We start from the raw sequence: 24,982 nt of genomic DNA, 5'->3' as shown, positions 1-24,982 counted from the left end.
CATTGTTTGTATGGTTGATATATACTCAAAATTAGTGAACAAAATACAAGAAAATTGATCGAGCTATCATGAAACGGCATTCAAATAAGGAAATAAGCATGACATTACATCAGACACAGTCGGGCGCTGCCGTATTATTGTTGGCATTATTAACGGGGTGTTCTTCTGGCTCAAACATGCAGGAAGAGTCCACCTCAACCATTCAGCGAGAAAAATCTATTCAAACAGACGCTACTGCAGAACGTTCCACTCAGGACGCGGCAGAATCGGAGCGTTTGGGCACAAAGTGGGGTGATGACGTCGACTCAAAAGTGACGACTGTTGATCTGCGCCGTACGAGCAGTGAGCCTATCGAGCAGATGCAAGTCCGTTATGCAGACAAAGCCTATAATGGACGTGCGGTTAATAGCATATCGCTACTGGCGGGCAAGGTGGATTTTTCGATGGAAACCGACACAGATACGTTATCGATCTATCGAGATTCGGGTAATTACTATGTCCAAGGTCAAGCGGGTCAGTCCTACCGTTTGGTGTATCATAATAACAGCGACAACACTTATGAAATCGTCGCTAGTGTCGATGGAATCAATGTCCTCAATGGCAGCGCTGCCAGTCGCTATGACAGTGGATATGTGCTAAATCCACATGATAATTTGGTGATTGAAGGTTTCCGTAAGAGCCAAAGCTCAGTAGCTTCGTTTATATTTAGCAAGCCAGAGAGTGCTTATGCCGCTAATACCAGCTCAGGCTCTATCAATAACACAGGTGTAATAGGTACAGTCATCTATGGCTTATATGATCCTACTAGACCTAAATCTAAGCAACCGCAAGCGTATCCAGCAGACAATGGTTATGCGAAACCACCGCAGTAATGCCTATCGATAGAAAATAGATAACGCATAAAGAAACGCCAGTCGCATTAGCCACTGGCGTTTTTAATTTTGCTATTTCTGGTTTAGATAACTTATAACGTTACTGAGTTATTTTCGCCCAGATTGGTCGCTTTTTTGCCGTCCATTACGGCAGCAGTAGTCATCTTAAACATATTGACGACCGAGCTACCACTGAGCCAATATTCAGCACCGTGTGGTACGACTTTAATCAGCTGTACATTTGGATCTTCTTTACCTTGCTCATAAAAAGCATTGTAGATCGGCGACCATAGCTCGTCTAATTTCTCATGGTCTTCAACCAGTTCCGCTTTACCATTAATTGAGACATAGTTTTTGGCATCTTGACTGACATAAGCCAAGTTTACTTGCGGATCTTTCTCAATGTCACTCACGGTTTCGGTACTCTTGTCACCGATGAACCAAATCTCTTTTGCACCGATGCTCGTCTCGCTCGTTGTCATTGGGCAGGCATGCAAATGGCCTTCGTGAGTGCGAGTTGTCATCATGGCAAACTTGATGTCTTTTACCAATTCTTGCACTTTATTGATATGGTCTTGTCTACTCATAGTAAATTTCCCTTTCTTTATTTTGATTGAATTGTAGTGATTAAATAGTTGATTGTTTATAGTAGTTTTTATTCAGGCTAAGTGTTTTCCAAGTATTGAAAACAAGATGAATTGAGAAAAACGATCATCGCCTTAACAACTGAAACTAGAATACCTAGTTGTGACCTTGTGTTTATATAGGTTGCCCGTAAGGCGATGTGAGGGTTTGTAAGGACTATAAGCTTTAGGTAAAAATTGTGACGACATCGCTGTTAAGTTTCTGTTGTGAAAGTAGCCTGTTGTAAAAGTAACAAGGGTTTCAACGATGGCAAAGATCTCACTATTATTGAATAGCAAGCATCAGCAATTTATCTTGGTTTTGACCTGCTTATTACAGGGCTTCTTGTTATAATACCCAGACCATTTACTTTGCATGGCAGAGATGCCTTGATCTTACGGATTATGCCTTTATGATGACCATCGCCGGACAACCGTTTCTTACCGATTTTCAGACGCAGCAACTCATCAGTCAGTTCCAGCAAAAAACCGAGCTAAATGTCAGCCAAATCCATACCCAGCAAGTGTATGTGTTATCACGAGAACTAGAAGGTGATGAGCATAAAAAAGCGCTAGACTTACTTGCTGTCGACAGTAGCACTGTCCTTGAAGCCCCAAAAAGCAATCAATTACAAGTCATCGTAGGTCCACGTTTTGGCACTATATCGCCATGGGCAAGTAAAGCTACCGATATTTTTAATAACTGTGAAATTGCGATCAATCGCGTCGAGCGTGTCGTTGTCTATACGCTGACCATCGATAGCAAGATCAGTGAAAAGCTGTCTACTGCCGCTGAGCAGGTGTTGTTTGACCGTATGACGCAGAGCTTGGTCTATGACTTGAGCGATGTCAGTAAATTGTTCGACGATCAAGCGCCAGCATCACTGAATCATATCGATGTTATTGGACAAGGTCGTACGGCACTAGAAGCAGCCAACACAGAGTTTGGTTTTGCGCTATCTGTCGAAGATATTGATTATTTGATCAATGCTTATGTCAATGAGTTGAAACGCAACCCAACGGACGTTGAGCTGATGATGTTTGCACAGGCAAACTCAGAGCATTGCCGTCATAAGATTTTTAACGCTGAATGGACAGTCGATGGCGAAGTACAGCCAAAGTCACTGTTCCAAATGATTAAGAACACTTATAAAGCCAATCCACAAGGTATCTTGTCAGCGTATAAAGACAATGCCGCGGTAATGGCAGGTTCTAACGGCATACGTTTTTATCCTATCCCGACTGACGCGATGGATGCCAATTCAATTCATCCTTATGGCTTTCATCAAGAAGAAATCGATATTTTAATGAAGGTCGAAACCCATAATCATCCAACCGCGATTGCCCCTTATTCGGGTGCGGCGACAGGTGCGGGCGGTGAGATTCGTGATGAAGGCGCGACTGGTCGTGGCGGTAAGCCAAAAGCAGGTCTAACAGGCTTTCATGTATCACACTTGCATATCCCAGAGCTCGCTGAAAAATGGGAGCAATCAGGTCAGTTGAGTACTCAGGATTACGGTACGCCAGATCGTATGGCAACCAGTCTTGAGATCATGACCGAAGCGCCTCTCGGTTCAGCCAACTTCTCAAATGAATTTGGTCGTCCAAATCTGTGTGGTTATTTCCGTAGCTTTCAGCTTGATACCTCAGCGGCAAAAGACGGCAGCGAGATGCGCGGCTATCATAAGCCAATCATGCTGGCAGGTGGTTACGGCAATATCAAGCGCAACCTCATTGAAAAAAACACCATTCAGCAAGGTGATTTATTAATCGTCCTTGGTGGCCCTGCGATGCAGATTGGTCTAGGCGGTGGTGCAGCATCTTCGGTTGATAGTGGTGACCTTGATGAAGGTTTGGATTTTGCTTCTGTGCAGCGTGATAACGCTGAGATGGAGCGTCGTTGCCAAGAAGTTTTAGATCGCTGCTGGGCACTAGCGGGTAGTGATGTCGATGTGAGTAATAATGGCAAAGACGGCAACCCTATCGTGTCATTGCATGATGTGGGCGCGGGCGGTATCTCTAATGCGATGCCAGAGCTGGTCAATGACCACGAGATGGGTGCGATACTAAATCTGCGTAAAGTTCCATCATTAGAAGCCGGCATGTCACCAATGGCCATCTGGTCAAACGAAGCGCAAGAGCGTTATGTCCTTGCGATTCACCCAGAAAGCGAAGCCCAATTCGATGCCATCTGCGCACGTGAGCGTTGCCCGTATGCTATCTTGGGAACAGCCACCGATGTCCGTCAGCTGGTCGTTGACGATACGTTATTGGATGAGCAGCCAGTTGATATGCCGATGCAAGTATTGCTCGGTGGCACGCCGAAGATGAAGCGTAGCTTTGAGCGTCATGACAGCAGCTTACCTGCATTAGAGCTTGGCGATGTCAATTTAGCTGAGTCTATCAAAGACGTGTTGCGTCATCCAACGGTCGCTAGCAAATCATTCTTGATCAGTATTGGTGACCGTTCTATCACGGGTATGGTCGTGCGTGATCAGTATGTGGGTCGCTATCAAGTGCCCGTATCTGATTGTGCAGTGACAGCGTCAGGCTTAGTGGCGTTAGATGGTCAGGTGATGAGCGGTGAAGCCATGAGTATCGGTGAGCGTACACCAGTTGCGCTAATCAGCCCACAAGCGTCAGCACGACTAGCCATTGGTGAAGCGATTACTAACATCGCTGGTGCGTGCATTGCTCAGTTGTCTGATATCACGATGTCAGCGAACTGGATGGCAGCATGTGGCGATGATGCGGAAGACGCAGCATTATTTGACGCGGTATATACAGTCGGTGAAGAGCTGTGCCCAGCATTGGGTATCGCTATTCCAGTCGGTAAAGACTCGCTATCGATGCGTGCTAACTGGACTGACAGTAGTGAAGCAGGTGAGGCGGATAAATCAGTCGTATCACCAATGAGTTTGGTGATTACTGCCTTTGCTCCTGTGGTTGATGTGGCAAAAACGCTAACCCCGGAGCTAATCAATGGCGACAGCGCGTTCTACCGTATTGATTTGTCTAAAGGCAAGCTGCGTCTAGGCGGTTCAATCCTTGCGCAAACGCTGAGCCAATTGGGTAACGATTGCCCAGATTTGGCACAGCCAAGCGACTTGGTCGATTTCTTTAACTTTATCCAAGCGGGTAACGCACAAGGCGTCATCAGCGCCTATCACGATATCGGTGATGGTGGTCTCTTGGCAACTATCGCTGAGATGCAGTTCACCAGCCGTCAAGGTATCAAGCTGTCATTGACGGATGATAACTTACTCGGTCAGCTGTTCAGTGAAGAGCTGGGTGCAGTCATCCAAGTATTACCAGAAAACGTCGCGGCTCTAATGCAATTGGCAGAAGAGTTTAACGTTGCTGATATGCTCAGCCTCGTGGGTCAAAGCTCGGAAGAAGACAGTCTGCTTATCCAAACGCCAACGCTCATGGGTGATGATACTCTTAGCTTTAGCCGTACCGAATTACAGCAAGCGTGGACTCAGGTCAGCTATCAAATCGCCCGTCGCCGTGATAACCCAGCCTGTGTACAGCAAGAGTATGACTTAATCGCTGATGCAAGCCATCAAGGCCTAATCGCTGCGCCGAACTTTGATTTGAATCAAAAAGTTGAAGAGCCGTACTTAAATAGTCGCGCTGATTCTGATAATAGCAAACCAAGAGTTGCTATCTTGCGTGAGCAAGGCGTCAACGGTCAGACAGAGATGGCAGCAGGCTTTACCCAAGCTGGCTTTGAAGCGGTCGATGTACACATGAGCGATCTACTCAGTGGTCGTATCAATCTACGTGACTTCGATGGCTTAGTCGCTTGTGGTGGCTTTAGTTATGGTGATGTATTGGGCGCAGGCTCTGGCTGGGCAAACTCTATCTTGTTCCATGACGAACTACGCATGCAGTTTGTCCGCTTCTTTGCCCGTCCTGAGACCTTCTCACTAGGTGTCTGTAACGGTTGTCAGATGATGGCTCAGTTAAAAGACCTCATCCCAGGTGCAGATAACTTCCCACGCTTCATCGCTAACGAGTCAGCTCGCTTTGAAGCGCGTACGGTCAATGTAAAAATCGAGCGTACCAAGTCTATCCTGTTCAAAGGCATGCAAGACAGCATCTTGCCTATCGCTGTGGCGCATGGTGAAGGCTATGCCACACTAGACAACACAGAGATTGACGGTATGGCCAAACACGGTCAGCTTGCGATGCGTTATGTCGATAGCCAAGGTCATCCAACTGAGACGTATCCGCTCAATCCAAACGGTTCGGTCGGCGGTGTCACGGGTCTGTGTAGCACTGATGGTCGTGTGACGATTATGATGCCACATCCTGAGCGTAACCTAAAAGCCTATAACCACAGCTGGAAACCAGAAGAGTGGGATGAAGACGGCGCGTGGATGCGTATGTTCCGTAACGCTCGTGCTTGGTTGCGCTAGTCGCAAACCTAGATGCTTGATTAGCTTCGTCAAACTTGCTGAGCCTACGACATGTAGTGCTTGCGCATGTTTTCCTCGCTACTCAAACCTCTAGCAATTGCTGATAGTTTTAGATAGCGGTTTTTTAAAATAAAAAGGTGGGCTCAAAGCTCACCTTTTTTGTGTTTGGGATTTGGGTGTTTTTAAGAGTAGGGGAGCTATTTCCCGCCTTACGCTTGTATCTGCCAGTCTGGGCGCGGCGCTGTCTACGGTTTGGATCGTCGCTTGCTTCGCGTCGACACCCCAAAACCTAGCCATCGCAACTTGCCCAAACCAGCAGGATACCGCTACAGTCGGGGCTAAAACGCGTCTCAAGGCCACTATTTGTAGCTAACGAAGATTTTCAGACATCAGCTTATCGTGGTTGTCCCAGTATTTAGCTGTATCTTCATACGAACGTGCCATATTCTCAAACATTTCAGCTACATAAGGATGTGAAATAATCCACGGTTTAGCATACTGTCTGTACTTGTCTGCTAAAGCCCTTTCTTGTTTTCCACCTTTGTCCCTCCAGTGAGCACCTCTTTGGTTGATAGTACCTGAATAGAACCCTCGTCTCAAATCTTCAGCGTCAAACAAATCTAAAACATCTGCCACCATCGTCAATATACTTTTTTCATCGTCTTCATGTGGAGAGTGAGATAATATTCGACCAAGTACTCTATCGCAAGCTTCTAAAATACCAAGAGCTTCGCTTCGCACTCTAACTTCTTTAACAAAAGCTCTAAAATCAGGTTCATTAAGTTCCATATCTTTATTAATACTTGGTAAAAACTCACACTCATCAAGTATTTTGTAGTTGTGCAGAGTTGTAGGTTTTTCTTGTTTAGGTGCATCATCATTTTTTAAGTAAAATGACTGAAGTAATTGTATAAAGAAATTTGGGTCATTCATTATATTTCTATAAAGAGTTTTTAGCCTGATCGCTTCATCGTACCCAAGTAATGAAAACAGCTGATATTCTATATATACCAATCTTGACTCGTCAAAACCACTTTGCTCTTCAAGATATTCAATCATCTCTTTAATTATATGACTGTCGAAATTTTTATACTGATCTTCAGGGTTGTTAATAAAAAGCTCTAAAATTTGTAGAAGCTGCTCGACTGGTAAGACTGTAAACTTTAAGCTAATAGCATTTAATAAAGCCACTGGACGTTGTCTTTCTATAAGCTTCCCGATACAGTATTCTTTGTCCTGTACATCGCCTATCCAAGCTAAATAACCATTAAACCTGTCCCAGTATTCATCTTCAAGGTTATATAGCTTTGCTGTATCCCATACGTTTTTATTAAACGGTAAGTTCAAAAGCAAACTAACTTTATCTTCATTATTCAATATAGAAGATATATTTGATTCATCCATGATTAATTTAAAGTTTGTGATAACTTTTGAGTTGCCTTCAGACCATACAATACTATCTAGGATATCAAGATCATATAAATCGATATTCTGTACTAACAAATCTATGATATTTTTGGGCTCTAAAATTTTGGATTGAATGATTGCAACTGAGCAGAGTCTTTTATTATTTGATTTAGCTAGTAGTTTAAATATTACTTCTTTTCCATATTTTTCATAGATTACTATGATAGCTTCAATTCTTTTTTTATCGCCTATCTCTTGGCGCTCTTTGTAATCGTAATCATTAGAAGCTCCTTTAAAGCAGCTATCAGCTTGATTAGTAAATAGCCATAAATACTCATTAACAATAGATTCGGGTTTAAAAATTTCAATATAATAATCCAGCTGACGTGTTAGATCCTCAGAATTCAAAGAGGTTCTTGGGTGATGATTTTTAAATTGTCTTAATTTACTTTGAAAGCGTATACGAACATCGTCTTCTATATATGATTTAGCCAAATCATAAAGCAAGTTAAGTACTTTTTGCCATAAGTCTAAACTATCAAATATATATAACTCAAGAATTTGTAAAATTCTATCCGAATTAAGATTTGCTAATTTTATTATGCTGTCATTCGCATATTCTATGCCTTTATGCATATCAGCTTCTAATACAATATGACCAGCATTATCATCTCGCCAAACTGGCTGAGCATTTGAATATGCATGATCACCCCTCAAATCTATTTGTCTTAAAAATATTTTGAAAGCAGTTTCTTCGTCAAGCGTTATGATTCGTTCTAGCAGTGTTATACGTTGTTCTACAGTTGTATTGGTCTGTGGAAACCATGGTCTAAAGAAGGAATAAAGAGTGTTAAATGGACTATTAGACCAGTTTGAAGGAACTATAAATTTATCTAACACAATTAAAATTTTGCAGGCACGAGTAATGTATCGAGGATTCCAAGCTAAAACTTCGAATGCCCATAATAGGTTATTGAAATAACGTCGACCAGTCATGACGTCACTACTACTCTCTGTAAATAAAGTTTGAATTAAAGGAGTGTCTCTTTGAAGGTCTTTTTCTATCGAACCCAAGAATTCTTCTGGACTAGCTTCTGCAAAGCTTCTAAAGTACGGCTCTAGTGTCAACCAGTTTTCTCTACTATTGTTTGATAATATTTCTTTTATCAGTTGATTGATTTCAAATTGAAAATTAGTAGCTGTTAGCTTGACGAATCTATCACCTATGACAGCGAGCTTAACCAATGAGTTAGTAATACCTTCAAGCAATACTTCTGAATAAGGGAATTGTTTACCAATGACTTTAGCCATATAGCGTTGATTGATATCTAGTTCAAACTTTGGATGCTTTGTTAAAAATAATTCAAGCAAACTATCAAAGTAGTGTTGGACTAACTCACTGCTAATGGAACTACTAACAAAAGGTAATGCCTCTACAGGGGATTTGATCTTCCATACCTGCTCAATTTTCATTACAGGCGTATCATCAATAGAAGCTAACTTCAAAAGCTCCGATTCAATATTTTGATATTCAGTTTGTGCAATAGAAGACACAAAAGCCTTATCATTTGCATTGTTTCCGTCCCATGAACCAATCAGGGATAATAAACTAAGAGCTAGAGAATTTCCGTCTGACCAGTCAGGTTTGGAGATAGCTGGATTGATAGCTTTAAGTCTTCGGTAAACTGACCATGACCTACCTGCTTGATGTGATAAGCGTTTTGCATCGCTTTCTTCTTCTCCTAAAGCTACTAAAGCTTTCTCAAACTCTGAGTAACTGGCTCTTTCTAGAATAATATTTTTCTCATCAGCAGGTTTGTTGCCTAATGATTGAGGTGATATTAGTGTTAAGTCGTTTCTAACACTAGGTTGTTTAGCAATTTCAGGTGACGCACAGATTATGATTTTAACTTCTGGATTATTTTGAACGTATTGCCAACCTTGTTCATTAGTAATTACTAGAGAGTTTAAGAGAAGCTTGTTATTATTAATTACGGTAACGATAGCACTTATCACAGACTCTTCAATACTGTCAGAGTACACACTAATAACTGAATAATTGTCCTTAATAAAATTGTTAGTAAATTCTTTATCCAATGATTCGAAAGAGCTTTCTCTTCCTAATGTTAGCGCTTCTTTAGTTATAGCTGGTTTACATTGATGCGCCCAATCATTGAAATAAACTTCAGCACTTTTAATGCCGTAGCCACCAATCCCTAGAACCTCTGCAATATAGACTGCATTTGAAGGCTGACTATCAATCCACTCCTCTAAATCAGTAGCATCATATGCTCTAACTTCTTTCCAGCCTTCTGTATTTTTATTGTCAGTAATCCATCTTTCTTTATTCTTCCAACGTCGGGGAGTAATAAAGATATAAGTATTTTCAGCTTTAAACTCTTCTGAAGCGTCTTCTGTTCTTTTCCCAAAATCACTATTAGCTTTACTACCTATTGAACTATCTGTACCTATCTCCCAAACGGATTTCCCAGCAGGAATCCATGCATTCCCGTCAGTTGATTCAAGAGTTCCGTCCCATGATGGCATAAAAGTAGAGTCACCAGCAGGGAACGAGATTGCCTTTGTATCTTTTGCATGAAAGCAGAGCCGCCTTATTATTTGAGGTAGCTCTTGCTGCGCTATTTTATTATTGTTTTCTACCCAGCTAATTATATTGGATGCGGATACTTTCAATTTGAGTCCTTAGATATTTGTGAGTCAATAGTCCGTTACTACCAATTTAAATGAGGGCTTTAGTTTGGTTCTCAATCTATATACACAAAAAAGGTGAGCTAAAAAGCCCACCTCTTATATTTCAGTTTTATATTCCACAGATTTACTTTTCAATAATTCTCTGAGCCTCCGCTATCAATTCATGAATCTTAGCACTTTCCTTTAGCACACAAGCATCATAAGCAGAGAGCGGCTCAGATACATGCTCTTTTTCCTGATCTTGTTTGGCTTTTTCTTCCAAATACCTTTCAAGTTTTTCAGCTTCAGAATCGCCCATAGTTTATCCCTCGTATAATTTTTACCATATAAAAAACGGCACTGAACTCAGTGCCGTTTTATTAGTCGTGATAATGTAAACCCTAACCACGACTCCTCAACTACTGACTCACCACGTTATCAATCCCAGCTTAAAATCACCTTACCGCATTGTCCACTTTCCATGATATCAAAGCCTTCTTGAAAGTCATCGATGTGCATGCGATGGGTAATGATGGGCGATAGATCAATACCGCTAATCAGCATTTGCTCCATCTGATACCACGTCTCCCACATCTCGCGCCCATAAATACCTTTTAGGGTTAACGCCTTAAAAATAATCTTGCTCCAATCCACCGTGGTAGTGTTAGGTAAAATGCCTAATAGAGAGATTTTAGAGCCGTTATACATGTTACTAATCATCGAATCAAAAGCCTGAGGCGAGCCTGACATCTCAAGCCCAATATCAAAGCCGTGCATTTTTAACTCAGCAATGGCGCCTTCAATGGTTTCACCTTTGGCTGGGTTGATGGTCATGGTCGCACCCATTTTTTTGGCAAGCGCTAGGCGATAATCACTGATATCACTGACCACAATATTACGCGCCCCTGCGAAGCGGCAAATCGCTGTCGCCATAGAACCAATCAGTCCCGCACCAGTGATTAGCACATCTTCACCAAGGACAGGAAATGAAAGGGCAGTATGCGTGGCATTGCCGAAGGGATCCATGATGGCTGCCATCTCATCGCTGATACGCTCATCAAGCTTGATGACATTATCGGCAGGTATCACCAAATATTCGGCAAACGCGCCATCGCGGTCGACGCCCACGCCGATGGTGTTTTCGCACACATGCAGCTTGCCACGGCGGCAGTTACGGCAATGCCCGCAAGCGATATGTCCTTCGCCAGTGACTCGGTCGCCCACTTCAAAGTGCTTCACACCATCGCCTATTTCGCTAATGATACCGACGTATTCGTGTCCGATGATCATCGGCGTTTTGATGGTTCGTTCTGACCACTCATCCCACTTATAAATGTGTAAATCTGTACCACAAATGGCGGTTTTTTTAATTTTAATTTTAACGTCATTGATGCCAACAGTAGGTTCTGGCATGTCTTGCATCCAGATGCCTTTTTTGGCATGGGCTTTAACCAGTGCTTTCATACTTTTCTCTTATTTAACGGTGTTGTACTTAATGGTTGAATCTAGCGAGTGAATACCGAACAAATACCGAACGACGCTTAATCAATCACTTTCATTTGCTTGGCGACTTTGATAAAGGCAGTGATACACTGGTCGAGCTGCTCGCGAGTATGGGCGGCAGAGAGCTGGACACGAATTCGAGCCTCGTCTTTGGGCACGACAGGATAGAAGAAACCAATCACATAAATGCCTTCTTCAAGCAGTGCGTCTGCCATTTGTTGCGAGACATTGGCGTCATAAAGCATGACCGCACAAATTGCCGATTCGGTAGGCTTGATATCGAAGCCTGCATCTTGCATTTTCTTCACAAAATAGGCGGTATTTTCATGCAGTTTATCTTGTAGAGTGTTGTCTTGCGACAGCATCTCAAATGCTTTTACCCCAGCCGCTGCCACCATAGGAGGAATGGAGTTTGAAAACAGATACGGGCGTGAGCGCTGACGCAACATCTCAACGATTTCTTTTTTACCTGTGGTAAAGCCGCCAATAGCACCGCCAAAGGCCTTGCCCAAAGTACCAGTGATCAGCTCAATGTCACCACGTAGATCAAACAATTCAGTCACGCCGCCACCAGTGTGACCGACCACGCCTGCTGAATGCGACTCATCAATCATCACCATGGCATCATATTTTTGTGCCAACGCATAGATCTCATCCATCGGCGCCACGTTACCATCCATCGAAAACACACCATCGGTGACAATCAAACGAAAACGCTGTGCTTGCGCCGCTTGTAATTGCGTCTCCAAATCCTGCATATCTGCATGGGCATAGCGATAACGTGCTGCTTTACACAGGCGCACACCGTCGATGATTGAGGCATGATTTAACGAATCAGAAATAATGGCATCCTCAGCAGTCAGCAGTGGCTCAAATGCACCGCCATTGGCATCGAAACAAGCCGCATAAAGAATCGTATCTTCGGTATTAAAAAACTTAGAAATCGCCGCTTCTAATTGCTTATGCAAATCTTGCGTACCACAAATAAACCGCACTGATGACATGCCATAACCTGAGTTTTCAATAGCTCCGATAGCCGCCTTTTTAATTTCAGGGTGGTCAGACAAACCAAGGTAGTTGTTGGCACAGAAGTTAAGCACCTCACGGCCATCAGTGATCTTGATGAGCGCATCTTGCGGAGAGGTGATCACGCGCTCAGTTTTATACAGTCCTGCCGCGCGTATATCATTGATTTCTTGTTGTAGGTGTTTCTGAAAGTCTTGATACATAAAGATTCCTTTTTTAATATTATTAGCGTTTGCGCTGATAATGTAGATATTAAGACTACTGATAGAACCAAACTATTTGCTTATTAGGGCGTGTCTTCATTTCAAAAATGGTGATAAAAATGAGATAAATTGCCGTCAAACAAGAAAAATAGCGCAGATAATATTAGGATATTAACCAGCTATTTGACGATGTTTGGCAAGATTTAGCCATTTTTAGCCCATTGAGATGACTATCGAGTGAATTGAAGACACGCCCTAGTATGAACTAACCACAAATTGCTAAATACTGACGCACGACATTCTCCATGCCTTGCTCCAATGATTCAATCGTAAATGCATGACCAATCGACACTTCAGCGATATCACTAAGCGCAAGCAGATCAGCCAAATTATCCAAATTCAAATCATGACCCGCATTGACGCGGATACCGTTTTGATTGGCTAGATTAATACAGTCGCTAAAGCGTTGCTTGACCTCATCGAAATCAAACTTGTCATCGCTCTTACCATTACTGTAGGCGCGCGCCCATTCTTCGGTATACATCTCGATCGTCTGTACGTCACTCTCGATGACCGCTTTGATTTGCTCGATATCAGGGTCGATAAATACCGCACAGCGCGTACCAAAGGCTTGCAGCTCTTTACTCAACGTTGATAAAAACTCATGATGAGTGATGATATCAAAGCCATGATCGGAGGTCAGTTGATCGTCACTGTCTGGCACGAGCGTGCATTGATGCGGTTTTACCTCACGGATAATCTTTAAGAACTGCTCGTTTGGATTGCCCTCGATATTGAACTCAATCTCTGGGTAGTCCTTTAAGAATGCACTGATATCATAGACATCTTGGTATCTGATATGACGCTCATCGGGTCTCGGGTGTACGGTAAAGCCTTTAACCCCTAGGTCAATCAGCTTTTTCACAAAGGTCAACAAGTTAGGGTAATCAGTACCGCGCGAGTTACGGATTAAAGCCAATTTATTCAAATTTACGCTAAACAATGTGCTCATAAAATTCCTTGTACAGCTCGTTTATTATTGATGACATAATTAGGGCGTGTCCTCAATTCAATTGAGTATCCTCTAAATGGGCTAAAAATGGCTAAATCTTGCCATACATCGTCAAATAGCTGGTTAATATCCTGATATTATCTACGCTATTTTCCTCGTTTGACGGAAATTTATCTCATTTTTATTACCATTTTTAAAATGAGGACATGCCCTAATAAAAATCATTGGTATCAGCATACTTCTTATTCAATGCCTTTAAAATAGCATAAGTCTCTAAGTCTACCGTTCCTGTTGGGTTACGGGGTCTAAAGTGCAGTTGAAACGCATAGACGACATCGCGACTGGCTTTGTCCCACTCGTCGCTACTGTTAATCTGATAGCCATAGTCTCGAAATTGCTGCTTAAGCTCAGGTATCGTGGCCGCTGCAAATGTGTCTGTATCCATAAAAGCAAGCTTATCAGCGTCATCATACCAAGCACCGATGCCATATTGCTTATACAGTTGCTCCCAAGGAAACTTTGCACCGGGGTCTATTTTGCGCGAGGGTGCCATATCAGAATGACCGATGATATTCTTTGGTGAAATGTCATATCTCGCCGTGATATCTTGCACCAACTCCGCGACCTTTTTAATCTGCCACTCATTAAAGGCGACATAATGCTCATAAGGATGATACGCCAACTTACCGTCTTTTAATGCATTTTGATACTTAGGCGCAATCCCTGCATTGACGATTTCTATGCCAATAGAGGTATCGTTCAATATCGTCCGTCCTGCAAAGCCGCCATCACCTGCATGCCAAGCCCGCTCGTTTTCTGGGACTAGATTATAGATTTTATCATCGTCATTATCTAACAATAAATAGTGGGCGCTGACTTTGCCTGTGGTCAGTGTTTTGATCGATCTGTCGTTGTCTGACACCGTATAGTGCAGGACGATGGTTTTGATGCGCTCGCTTTTGCCAGTGGCTTGGTAGGTTTTACTGTCCACGATGTAGCTTTTGGTGGTCGCTACTGGAGAGGTCGTGGTCACGCAGCCAATTAAGGGTAATGTTAAGCCAAATGCTAAGAAGATGTTTTTTACCATGAAATGCTCTGTGTGAATAAAGGTGAGCTTTGATATAGTCGTTTCAATATAATTTGGATATAAGGAAGGCGAGCGAAAGTACTACAAATAGTAGACTAAGCGAGCCTGACGCCGTATCTGATTTATATAGGATTGACTATACTTGCCTTTATTTTTTTATTGATAATAGATAGATGAATTCGAGATATCTTTGAAAGCTTTTTTAATCCTTGCGAATCTTCTTCGCCAACACTTTTTTCCAACTCTCTTCCAAGCACTCAATCGACAGCCACGGCTCAATCACCTCGGCATCGTATTTTTCTTTTGAATTGGCCAGTTGCCACAGCCTCTCTAACGTGGCAAACGGATAAGGGCGTTCTATCAAGTAAACTGGCAAATCAGCGCTAACCATGCCATCACGTACCACTTTGAAATACCAACCAGCGATACCTTGTTTACTTACCCATGCTGCGATATTTGGCACTTTGGTAAACTGTCCGATTTGATCATTGATTTTGTAGCAGGGGCGTCGTGGTTGGACGATACGCAGTTGTAAATTATCAACATCATCCGTACTAGTAGCCGTATCACCATACTCAAAAACGTCGCCAATACAAACGGTAGATTCGGTCATTTCAGGCAGCCCATTGACGGCTTCAGTCGTGAGGTTTTCGCCCAGCGTACCGACGCGTACCTTTAGACTGAACTCTGTATTGATTCTCTCATAAGTTGCAGGTGCCAGTTGATGCACGGCTTTGAGTGGGCCGCCATGATGCTTGCGATCGGCTTGCTCATCAGTTATCAGTCCCATAAAATTGACCGCGACAGGTGTGTTAATTGGCGCTTTATCAATGGCACTCATTTCTTCACGAGTGAATGGCATGGCTTTGCCAGCGCGGACGCAGATTAGATTGGCGATATGTAGCGGCAGTGTTTGGTTAAAGTCAGTAGTGTTTTTTTGGCTAGAAGATGTTAGCGTTGCTATATTTATAGGTTCTAAGCTCATAGGTTTTCCTAATCTATAGGGATTTATTAGGGGAGAGGCTGCTTTGATACTGGTATTAATAATGCGTATTATCTTAGCTTAATCATTCATCTAATGCTAAGCATTCAGCTGCTTAAAATTTAGTAGTAGGTGAAAGGGTATTAGAACGGTAAATTTTAGACAAAAAAAGACCAGAGTAGATATCTGGTCTTTTTGGTTTTCACAGCGTTAAGAAAATAAATAAAATTATTTATTTTTATTGCGGCGACCAGCGGTTTTCTTTTCACGAGGTACAGCGACCAGCTCAGCCAATTGCTCAGGTGATGACCATAGACCTTCTAAGTCATAGAACTCACGGGCTTGTGGCGTCATTACATGCACGACGACAGCACCCAGATCAATCAATGTCCAGTCAGAGTCGATACCGCCTTCGCGACCAAGTGGCATAAAGCCCGCTTGCTTCGCTTCAGCGCCGACATTGTCAGCCATTGCGCGTACATGGCGCTTAGAAGTACCGTCAGCGATAACGATGCGTTCGGTTACGTCAGTCAAATCTTCTACATTCATTACGGTGATGTTCTTCGCTTTCATATCGTCTAGAGCGGTCTCAACAACGGCTAAGCATTCTTTTAAGCGTTCTTCAGTCATGGTGTTGGTCATAAATTTTGATCTCTTGAATCGTCAATATTAAAAATAAAAAGGTAAATCGTCAATTTGCATGCGTTGGCATTGTCGAATGGACTAGATGTCGCCAGTCAGCTGTAGAGACTGGATGGGCAAAATGACAAAGATAAGGCGATTTTAACGGAATTGAGCAGCAGAATATAGCTGATGGGCGATAATATATTGATAAACAGCAGGATTTAGCCATTTAGCTAATGGATTGGGTGCAGTATTGTCTATGATATCATTTATTGGTGCGATAGATGTCATTTGCCTTGCCGCTGCGGATATTATATTCGATCGATTGTCTGTCGGCTGCAACTGTTGGCGTATCTGTGTACTGGATATCGTGGCGATAGGACGCGAGTCTATATAAATGTGGCCTTGATGGGTGTTTTTCAAGAGACGGCTATCGATCGATGCTTGAGAGGTGGGCTGTAATAAATCAATAGGCGCATCGACGCGTAAAGATTGCAGCTGCGCAGGTAATTGGGCGTGCAAGTTCATCGTATCCTGCGCGACTAACGTTTTGTTCGCGGAATGAGACGTGGTTGCCAACAGGTGATTATTTTTATGATTAATATCAGACAGATCATCACGATTAAACACCCAAAGATTGACGTAATCCGTAAGCTCTAAACCGTTTTTCCATTTGCTCAAACTCAGCGCGCTATCCATACCGATGATGAATATTAGACTGTCATGCGGATAACGCTGGCGCAACGTGCGTACACTATCGATGGTATAAACAGGCGGTGTTTGCCACAGCTCAAGCTCATTAATTTGTAGCGGTGTATGGAGTGTCGCAAGCTTTAACATCGCCAGACGATGTTTAGGAGCTGTACTTTTTTCTTTAAAGGGTGAGCGCGCATTGGGCAATAGTGACACGTGCAGCGCGCGCTGTTGCTGCTTGGCTATCGGTAGCAAACGCTGATAAACAGTCATCGCCATTTGCAGATGACCATCATGTACGGGATCAAATGAGCCGCCAAGATAAGCACGAATAGCTGGCGCAGGTGTATTTTTTTGAGAATTTTTGCTGGTATTTGGCATAAATAAATGCGTAAAAATAGATAAGAGGCACGTTGTCGTTGATGCATTTTACCCTTTTATCAGCTGACCTTTTTAGGTTAAATGCTTCGATGGTAGCGCTATTGTAGAGGGCAAGCGGGCATCTGTCATTAAAAGCGCTGAAATACTAGGTAAAATGAGCGCTTAGCTATCCGTGATGAAAATTTTTAAAAAAGTCAGTTATGAATATAGCCAATAAAAAACCGACCATCATTTTGATAGTCGGTTACTTATAGCGCAATTAGTCCTACATTTTAATGCAATTAAATCGCGTCGCTATGAGCTTGAATAGCAGTAAGGGCAATGGTGTAGATAATATCATCGACCAAGGCTCCGCGAGACAAGTCATTTACTGGCTTATTCAAACCTTGCAGCATTGGGCCAACACTCACCACATTGGCGCTACGTTGTACGGCTTTATAAGTGGTATTGCCCGTATTGAGGTCTGGGAAAATAAAGACATTGGCTTGCCCAGCAACCGGTGAATCAGGCGCTTTTTGCTTGCCGACGCTCATGACAGAAGCGGCGTCATACTGTAGCGGTCCATCGACTTTTAGGTGTGGCGCACGCTCGCGGACGATTTGGGTCGCACGGGTGACTTTTTCGACGTCCGCGCCAGTTCCTGATGAGCCTGTAGAATAGCTAATCATCGCAACTTTTGGATCAATACCGAAGGCGGCAGCAGACTGTGCTGATTGAATGGCAATCTCAGCAAGTTCTTCGGCATTTGGATCAGGATTAATGGCACAGTCACCGTAGACAACCACTTGCTCAGGTAGCAGCATAAAAAATACTGATGATACGAGCGAATATTGCGGTGCGGTCTTAATCAACTGAAATGCTGGACGGACGGTATTGGCGGTGGTATGAATCGCGCCAGAAACGAGGCCGTCGACTTCATCCATCTGTAGCATGGTCGTGCCTAGATATACGGTGTCTTTTAAGTATTCAGCAGCGACTTCTGCGCTGGTTTTACCTTTACGGCGTTCGACCACTGCAGCGATATACTTATCCATATCAAGCGTGTCAGGATCAATTATTTCAAGACCTTCAGGTAAAACTAAGTCGAGATTTTTAGCCACTTGCTCGACATCGCTACGCTTAGCGAGTAGTACACAGTTGGCGATGCCGCGGCTTTGACAGATACAAGCGGCTTCAACCGTACGCGGCTCAGAACCCTCTGGTAGCACGATGCGTTTTTTGGCGTCTTGTGCTTTTTTAACCACTTGATGACGGAATGCAGATGGTGAGAGGCGCGGCTCATGATTTTGACTAAAATAGTCTTTAATCCAGCTAAGATCTAAATGGGCGGCGACATAACGAGCCACTTCTTCAGCACGTTCAGTATCATCACTTGGAATCTCTGCGCTCATGTGCATGAGGCTTTGTACGGTCTCATAGCTGTCGCTTTCGACACTCATGACAGGGATGCCTGTTTTGAGGGCAGATTGCCATAGCTCAGCGACGGTTGCACTCGGCTCGACGCCGCCAGTTAATACCAATCCTGCCAGCGGGATACCATTGATACAAGCCAAACCTGCTGCTAATAGTAAATCATCTCGATCGCCCGGTACGACGATAAGGGTGCCACGTTTAAACACCTCATCGACGCGTGCGACCGAGCGTGCGGTTAGGCTAATGCGGTTAATACGGCGTGACTTAGCTTCACCGACATTGAGCCATTTGGCATCAAGCTCAGTGGCGATATCCCACGTACGAGGCACGGACAGTGAATCACTGAATGGCACTACCCCGATTAAACGGAACGCATCAGTATTAAAATGCGGTGATAGGCGCTGGACTTCTTGCATAAAGCCTTCATCTAAACTCACAACCGCTTCACCAGGGGCAACGATTTGATTTTCTACGGTGCTTTGCGCATTTGGCAAGTCATGTACACGCATCAAAATCGCGCCGAGTGTGCGCTCATGGGCGATGCCGCCAAACTCACGAGCGTGAACGTCAAGCTTATCAGCCAGATAGGCTGGTTTACTGGTATCAGCAGTGCTAACAAAAATGATTCTAGCATCTAATGCATGGGCAATCGCACGGTTGATTTGTGAGGCATAAGAGGTCTCTGTGGTCGGTACTAAGCCTTCACAGATCACCACATCGTAATCATCGCCCAGAGTATGATAATTGACGACCACTTCTTCCATCAAGTCATCAAGATTACCATCACCAATCATACGCTCGACACGCTGCCGACTGATAGATTTAGGTGGCGTCAGACCAAAAGCATGCATTGCTAACGCGCTTGAGCTGTCTAAACTGTTTTGCTTATCAAGTGTATCATCTTGCAAAAATGGCTTCATAAAGCCCGCTTTGATACCGTTGTAATCAAGAGCGCGGATCAATCCAAGCGCTGCTGACGTTACGCCGATACCACGGCTGATGGGAACTAGTAAAATGGTTTGCATAAAGTATCCTACGGTTTATTATATTTTTAAAGCTCACTTCATCCTTGCTGGAATGAGTAAAACGTCGCGCTTCTCATCATAGGCTATGTATAAGAAGCGCTGGGCAAAAAAATAACTTAACACGTCTAATGAATAAAAGCTTATAAGACGACTAGAAGCTTATGAGAAAATTACAAGTAACTTATAATATAAGCAACTTATAAAAAGTGTCGAGCTTAGAGTAAGCCCAATGCTTCACGTGTTTCTTGAGCAATACGGCACTCTTCATCAGTTGGCACAACCCATAGCTCGATACTGCTATTGTCTGCGTGGAAGCTGCCTTCGCTACCACCAAACAAGCTCGCATTTTTGTCAGCGTCTACTTTTATGCCGAAATGACGCATCACTTCTAGGATACTGGTTCGGGTGGTGACTGAGTTTTCGCCGATACCACCTGTAAAGACAATGCCTGTGAATTCTGGTAACGCGCAGCTTAAGCTGGCAAGATATTTACCGACGCGGTAACAGAACATCTCGATAGCGAGTTTGGCATCTGCATGACCTTCGTTCGCCGCTTGTTCGACGGTACGTAAATCATTAGACAATCCTGAGACACCCAATAGACCACTTTCATTATTGAGCATGGCATCAATCTCTTCCAAGCTCATACCGAGCTGGCGCTTTAGGTGTATGTGTAGACTTGGGTCAACATCACCACTACGCGTACCCATCATGAGCCCTTCAAGCGGGGTCAGACCCATACTGGTATCAAAACTTTTGCCGTCATAAACGGCAGTTGCCGAGCAGCCATTACCCAGATGCGCTGTAAGCCAGCCATGTGGGCCTTTAGACTCAGTAATTTCACTGGCACGCTCTGAGACATAGGCATGAGAGGTACCATGAAAGCCATAACGGCGGATTTTGTGTTCTTCGTATAGGGCTTTTGGTAGTGGGTAGCGAAAAGCAACAGGAGGCATGGTTTGGTGAAAGGCCGTATCAAAGACGACGACTTGAGGAATATCAGGATAAATCGCCTGTACCGCTTCGATACCTAAAGCATGGGCAGGGTTATGTAGGGGTGCGAGTATTTTTAAGCGTTTTACTTCGTCCAGCACATGCTCATCGACACGGACTGCTGCAGAGTACTCACGGCCACCATGAACCACGCGATGACCAACGGCGATGAAATGATACTGTTCTAATAGCTCAAGGATTTTTTGTAGTGCTAACTGATGACGACCACCTGAGATAGAGATTTCCAGCTTATCTCCATTTAACGTCGTGTGTTTGATACGAGCAGTATCGAGTCCTAAGTTTTCGGCCAAACCAGTGATACGAATAGAATTGTCTTCGCTAATCAGCGCGTATTTGATAGAAGAGGAACCACAGTTGAGGACTAAGGTGGGATTGATTAGATTCGATGTTTCGGTATTTTTGTCATCAAAAGTGGTGGTTAGGCTGGCGCTCATACTCTGTCCTTAGATTGTATTTTGTAAAGGGTGACTCATCACAGACGAGTACCGGTTGAATAAACAAAAACCAGCCGCATCCATGCCGACATAGGTCAAGCAAGTACATTGCTGATTCTGGTCACTCTTGGGCTGGCACTATTGATCAGTGCTTGTTAAGTCGCATGCTAGCGCCTCAACACAGTCGCAAGGTCTACACATAATGTACCATAGTTTTAGGGCTATACCACGATAACTATAAGGGTTAAATCGATAGAATGTGGTATAGACAATACAACTGTACACCGAGTGTCGCTAGGGTTTGTCGGCTGCTACAGCCAAATATAATAGCTCATAATAAATTGTAAGAAAATTTGTCTAAGTAAATATAATAGACTGTTTTACCATTATAGCGATACATTAAGACCGCTAGTATCAACGCTCGCTTAGTAAATGGCAGTCGCACGGTCTAGTAAAACTTAGAAAAACCAAACTCGTCCAAATTTATTGATTAGGGATATTCAGTATGCACACAGCATTATGTAATAATGCTATTATCCAAAGCAGTCATATTGTCATTTTTTAGCGATGGCGATAGCTTTTATTTAGCTGTCTATAGGGTTGGATCTATCGCCTTTATGACTCGTGCTTTTTATCATTCTCATGCCATTGCAAAGTCACAGGTTCTCTATTCTATGTTTACTATTAACCGCTTTTCGAAAACTGAGCACACTAATGTCGCTGATCTTGGTCGCCGTGTTATCTCCACTTTTATTATTAGTGGGGTGGTTATAATGGGTTTGACGGGTTGCGGTCAAAAAGGCAATCTATACCTCGCCGACGCTAGTAGCCAGACGGTTCAAGGAGCTACGGATAGCGCTAACATACAGGGTAGTACCTATTCGACACAAGATGATGGTCATCAAGAAATGGATGATTTTAAGCTACCGGAACCCAGTGAAGACCCGAATGATTATTGATTTTTATTAAAAACTCAATGCCGTCAACGAGATTTCGGTGTGCACCCTAAGATTTTTTTAACTTTGTAACCTGATGAAATTAGAGATGTTTATATGAGTCATTCTGAGCAACAAACTGGCGAATCTGTCACGATCCAAACTGAGCAAGGCTTGTATGTTAATCCTCAAGCTTTAACCGCCCATTTACCCGCGCTAGATTATCGCGATGGTGCATTGTATATGGAGCAGGTGAGCATTGATGATGTGGTTAAACACTATGGTACGCCCTGTTATGTCTACTCAAAACAAGCCATTTTGGATGTCTATCAAGCTTATAGCGATAGCTTTGCCAGTTTAACGCACCAGATTTGTTATGCTGTAAAAGCTAATTCTAACCTTGCAGTACTTGGTATATTGGCGCAAGCAGGCGCAGGGTTTGATATCGTTTCACGCGGCGAGCTAATGCGGGTATTGGCGGCAGGTGGTGACGCTTCACGTGTGGTGTTCTCAGGCGTGGGCAAGACTTATAGCGATATCGAGTATGCCCTGACCCAAGGTATTGGTTGTTTTAACGTAGAGTCAATCAGCGAGCTGACTTTGATTAATGATGTGGCACAGAAATTGGATAAGCCTGCGCCAATTTCACTACGGGTTAATCCGAATGTCGACGCCAAGACGCATCCGTATATCTCAACAGGGTTAAAAGACAATAAATTTGGTATCACCCACGAAGACGCAGTTGCCGTCTATGAGCAAGCGGCGCAATTATCTCATATCGATATCGTCGGTATTGACTGTCATATTGGCTCGCAGTTGACTGAAGTTGCGCCATTTGTCGCGGCTTTGGATAAAGTGATTGAGCTGATATATAACTTACATGATAAAGGTATTGAGCTGCGTCATATCGATTTGGGCGGTGGTTTGGGTGTGCGTTATATCGATGAGACACCAGTATCTATCGACGAGTTTGCTCAAGCGTTATTACCGAAACTTAGCGAGCTTGGCTTAACGGTATTCTTTGAGCCGGGTCGCAGTATTGTGGCAAATGCTGGGGTATTATTGACTAAGGTTGATGTGCTAAAACCAACGGAACATAAGAACTTTGCCATTGTTGACGCAGCAATGAATGACTTGATTCGTCCGGCGTTATATCAAGCTGAAATGGCAGTCATTCCAAGTGCTTTGCCTGATAATGGCATCGACACTGATGGCACGCAGCCATGGGATATCGTTGGCGCTATTTGCGAAACGGGTGATTTTTTAGCGAAAGACCGTTTATTGTCGCTCGCGGCAGGCGATGTTTTAGCAATCACAGGCGCTGGTGCGTATGGCTTTACCATGAGTAGTAATTATAATTCACGCCCGCGTGCTAGTGAGGTAATGGTCGCCGATGATAGCCATCAACTGATTCGCAAACGCGAAACCATTGAAGCGCTATATGCAGACGAAGTATTGTGGCAAGGTAAATAAATCGGTGACCAACAGATTTAGCCATTTTTAGCCCATTTAGGCGTTTTCGTTCAGATTGAGGACATGCCCTAGATAAAAAGCCCGTTGTCTTTGATGATGGGCTTTTTTATGGCCTGCTCTAATGAGAGATGTCAGTTTGGCTGTACAAGGTGGATTTAGCATCGTGTTAACTTAGCATTTGATAGCGGTGATAGTTATGATTGTATCTGACAGCGTGCTAATATAAGACATACATAAAAATAGGATAGGATAACAAGGATATGCTAATAGAATTTACGAAGATGCATGGTCTGGGCAATGATTTTATGGTCATCGATTTGGTGACTCAGCGCTTAGATTTGACCAAGGATTTGGTACAGTTACTGGGTGACCGTCATTTGGGTATTGGCTTTGATCAGCTGCTCGTCGTTGAGCCACCGATGCGTCCTGACGTTGATTTTAGTTATCGCATTTTTAATGCTGATGGGTCAGAAGTTGAGCAGTGCGGTAATGGTGCGCGCTGTTTTGCTCGTTTTGTGCAAGCGCGTAAACTGTCATTTAAACAGCGCCTACGCGTTGAGACGGCAAGCGGCATCATTTCATTGACCACTGATCGTTATGGCTGGGTCGAAGTCGATATGGGTAAGCCGAAATTTGAACCAAGCGAGATTCCTTTTACCCCCAGAGCCACAACCAAAATTCAAAACGCCTATCATCTCGATGTAAATGGTACTCCTGTACAGCTTTATGTTGCCAATATGGGCAACCCGCATGCCGTTATCAAAGTTGATAACGTGCTCGATGCCGACGTTGAAACCTTAGGCAAAGCCATCGAATCGCATCCCGCCTTTCCTGACCGTGTCAATGTCGGCTTTATGCAAGTGATGAATCAGCGTCACATTCGTCTGCGTGTCTATGAGCGCGGTGTCGGTGAGACACAAGCCTGTGGTACTGGCGCTTGTGCCGCAGTAGCGGTTGGTATCCGCGAAGGCTGGCTCGATGAAGGCGAAGACGTGCGTGCGCAGCTTTATGGTGGCAGTATGATCATCAAATGGCAGCCGGGTTATTCAGTGATGATGACCGGTCCGACCGCCTTTGTTTACGAAGGCGTATTTAGCCCAGATGGTCTGATGGCACAAGCGGGCATCAAGCCCAATCCAGAAGGCTAATGGATAATAGGG

The 24,982-nt window shown here is 43.7% G+C and carries 17 protein-coding genes; 5 read left to right on the top strand and 12 right to left on the bottom strand.

Annotated features, from left to right (window positions below; genetic code table 11):
* Window positions 1-98: 98 nt before the first annotated feature.
* Window positions 99-872 (top strand): hypothetical protein, encoded by a 774-nt coding sequence (locus tag JMX95_RS03885; RefSeq protein ID WP_201560024.1) that lies wholly within the window; start codon window positions 99-101, stop codon window positions 870-872.
* Between the two features lie 92 nt (window positions 873-964).
* On the opposite strand, the gene JMX95_RS03880 is transcribed toward JMX95_RS03885, so the two are convergent.
* Entirely contained in the window at window positions 965-1,459 is a 495-nt protein-coding gene (locus JMX95_RS03880; RefSeq protein WP_109591145.1) for a pyridoxamine 5'-phosphate oxidase family protein, read from the bottom strand.
* A gap of 449 nt (window positions 1,460-1,908) precedes the next feature.
* Here JMX95_RS03880 and purL point away from each other — a divergent pair, with 449 nt between their 5' ends.
* Window positions 1,909-5,919, top strand: coding sequence for a phosphoribosylformylglycinamidine synthase (gene purL / locus JMX95_RS03875; RefSeq protein ID WP_109591147.1), 4,011 nt, complete (start codon window positions 1,909-1,911; stop codon window positions 5,917-5,919).
* Between the two features lie 369 nt (window positions 5,920-6,288).
* Here the strand turns inward: purL and JMX95_RS03870 are convergent, their stop codons facing one another.
* The 11 genes from JMX95_RS03870 to JMX95_RS03820 form a co-directional block, all read right to left on the bottom strand.
* Complete coding sequence (locus JMX95_RS03870) at window positions 6,289-10,020, bottom strand: hypothetical protein (protein ID WP_109591149.1); 3,732 nt, start codon at window positions 10,018-10,020, stop codon at window positions 6,289-6,291.
* 142 nt (window positions 10,021-10,162) lie between these two features.
* Complete coding sequence (locus JMX95_RS03865; RefSeq protein WP_201560023.1) at window positions 10,163-10,336, bottom strand: hypothetical protein; 174 nt, start codon at window positions 10,334-10,336, stop codon at window positions 10,163-10,165.
* A 119-nt stretch (window positions 10,337-10,455) separates the two neighbouring features.
* Window positions 10,456-11,481, bottom strand: a complete 1,026-nt coding sequence (gene tdh, locus JMX95_RS03860; RefSeq protein WP_045443351.1) for an L-threonine 3-dehydrogenase — start codon at window positions 11,479-11,481, stop codon at window positions 10,456-10,458.
* A gap of 77 nt (window positions 11,482-11,558) precedes the next feature.
* The gene (gene kbl / locus JMX95_RS03855) at window positions 11,559-12,749 is read right to left on the bottom strand and encodes a glycine C-acetyltransferase (protein ID WP_201560022.1); all 1,191 of its coding nucleotides are present in this window, start codon (window positions 12,747-12,749) and stop codon (window positions 11,559-11,561) included.
* A 265-nt stretch (window positions 12,750-13,014) separates the two neighbouring features.
* The gene (locus tag JMX95_RS03850; protein WP_109591153.1) at window positions 13,015-13,761 is read right to left on the bottom strand and encodes a pyridoxine 5'-phosphate synthase; all 747 of its coding nucleotides are present in this window, start codon (window positions 13,759-13,761) and stop codon (window positions 13,015-13,017) included.
* Between the two features lie 211 nt (window positions 13,762-13,972).
* Complete coding sequence (locus tag JMX95_RS03845; protein WP_201560021.1) at window positions 13,973-14,848, bottom strand: N-acetylmuramoyl-L-alanine amidase; 876 nt, start codon at window positions 14,846-14,848, stop codon at window positions 13,973-13,975.
* Window positions 14,849-15,050: 202 nt separating this feature from the next.
* Window positions 15,051-15,833 (bottom strand): MOSC domain-containing protein, encoded by a 783-nt coding sequence (locus tag JMX95_RS03840; RefSeq protein ID WP_087814546.1) that lies wholly within the window; start codon window positions 15,831-15,833, stop codon window positions 15,051-15,053.
* A gap of 225 nt (window positions 15,834-16,058) precedes the next feature.
* Window positions 16,059-16,472: a ribosome silencing factor gene (gene rsfS / locus JMX95_RS03835; RefSeq protein ID WP_045443355.1), complete on the bottom strand. Its 414-nt coding sequence runs from the start codon at window positions 16,470-16,472 to the stop codon at window positions 16,059-16,061.
* Between the two features lie 141 nt (window positions 16,473-16,613).
* A complete protein-coding gene (locus JMX95_RS03830; RefSeq protein WP_201560020.1) occupies window positions 16,614-17,528 on the bottom strand; it encodes a nicotinate-nicotinamide nucleotide adenylyltransferase in 915 nt (304 codons plus the stop codon).
* Window positions 17,529-17,809: 281 nt separating this feature from the next.
* Window positions 17,810-19,966, bottom strand: a complete 2,157-nt coding sequence (pta, locus tag JMX95_RS03825; RefSeq protein WP_109591161.1) for a phosphate acetyltransferase — start codon at window positions 19,964-19,966, stop codon at window positions 17,810-17,812.
* A 215-nt stretch (window positions 19,967-20,181) separates the two neighbouring features.
* Window positions 20,182-21,414 carry an acetate/propionate family kinase gene (locus tag JMX95_RS03820; RefSeq protein ID WP_109591163.1) on the bottom strand — a complete coding sequence of 411 codons (1,233 nt, stop codon included), beginning with the start codon at window positions 21,412-21,414 and terminating at the stop codon, window positions 20,182-20,184.
* Between the two features lie 674 nt (window positions 21,415-22,088).
* Between JMX95_RS03820 and lptM the strand changes: the two genes are divergently transcribed.
* The 3 genes from lptM (at window position 22,089) to dapF (ending at window position 24,970) form a co-directional block, all read left to right on the top strand.
* Window positions 22,089-22,373 carry an LPS translocon maturation chaperone LptM gene (gene lptM / locus JMX95_RS03815; protein ID WP_201552565.1) on the top strand — a complete coding sequence of 95 codons (285 nt, stop codon included), beginning with the start codon at window positions 22,089-22,091 and terminating at the stop codon, window positions 22,371-22,373.
* Window positions 22,374-22,466: 93 nt separating this feature from the next.
* Window positions 22,467-23,822 (top strand): diaminopimelate decarboxylase, encoded by a 1,356-nt coding sequence (lysA, locus tag JMX95_RS03810; RefSeq protein ID WP_109591167.1) that lies wholly within the window; start codon window positions 22,467-22,469, stop codon window positions 23,820-23,822.
* Between the two features lie 260 nt (window positions 23,823-24,082).
* Window positions 24,083-24,970, top strand: coding sequence for a diaminopimelate epimerase (gene dapF, locus JMX95_RS03805; protein WP_045443366.1), 888 nt, complete (start codon window positions 24,083-24,085; stop codon window positions 24,968-24,970).
* The last annotated feature ends 12 nt before the right edge of the window (window positions 24,971-24,982 follow it).

Origin of the sequence: Psychrobacter sp. NC44 (assembly GCF_904846655.1) — a bacterium.
Classification (GTDB): Bacteria; Pseudomonadota; Gammaproteobacteria; order Pseudomonadales; family Moraxellaceae; genus Psychrobacter.
The sequence above is the reverse complement of the archived record's forward strand: the minus strand, read 5'-3'. Positions and strand labels throughout refer to the sequence as shown.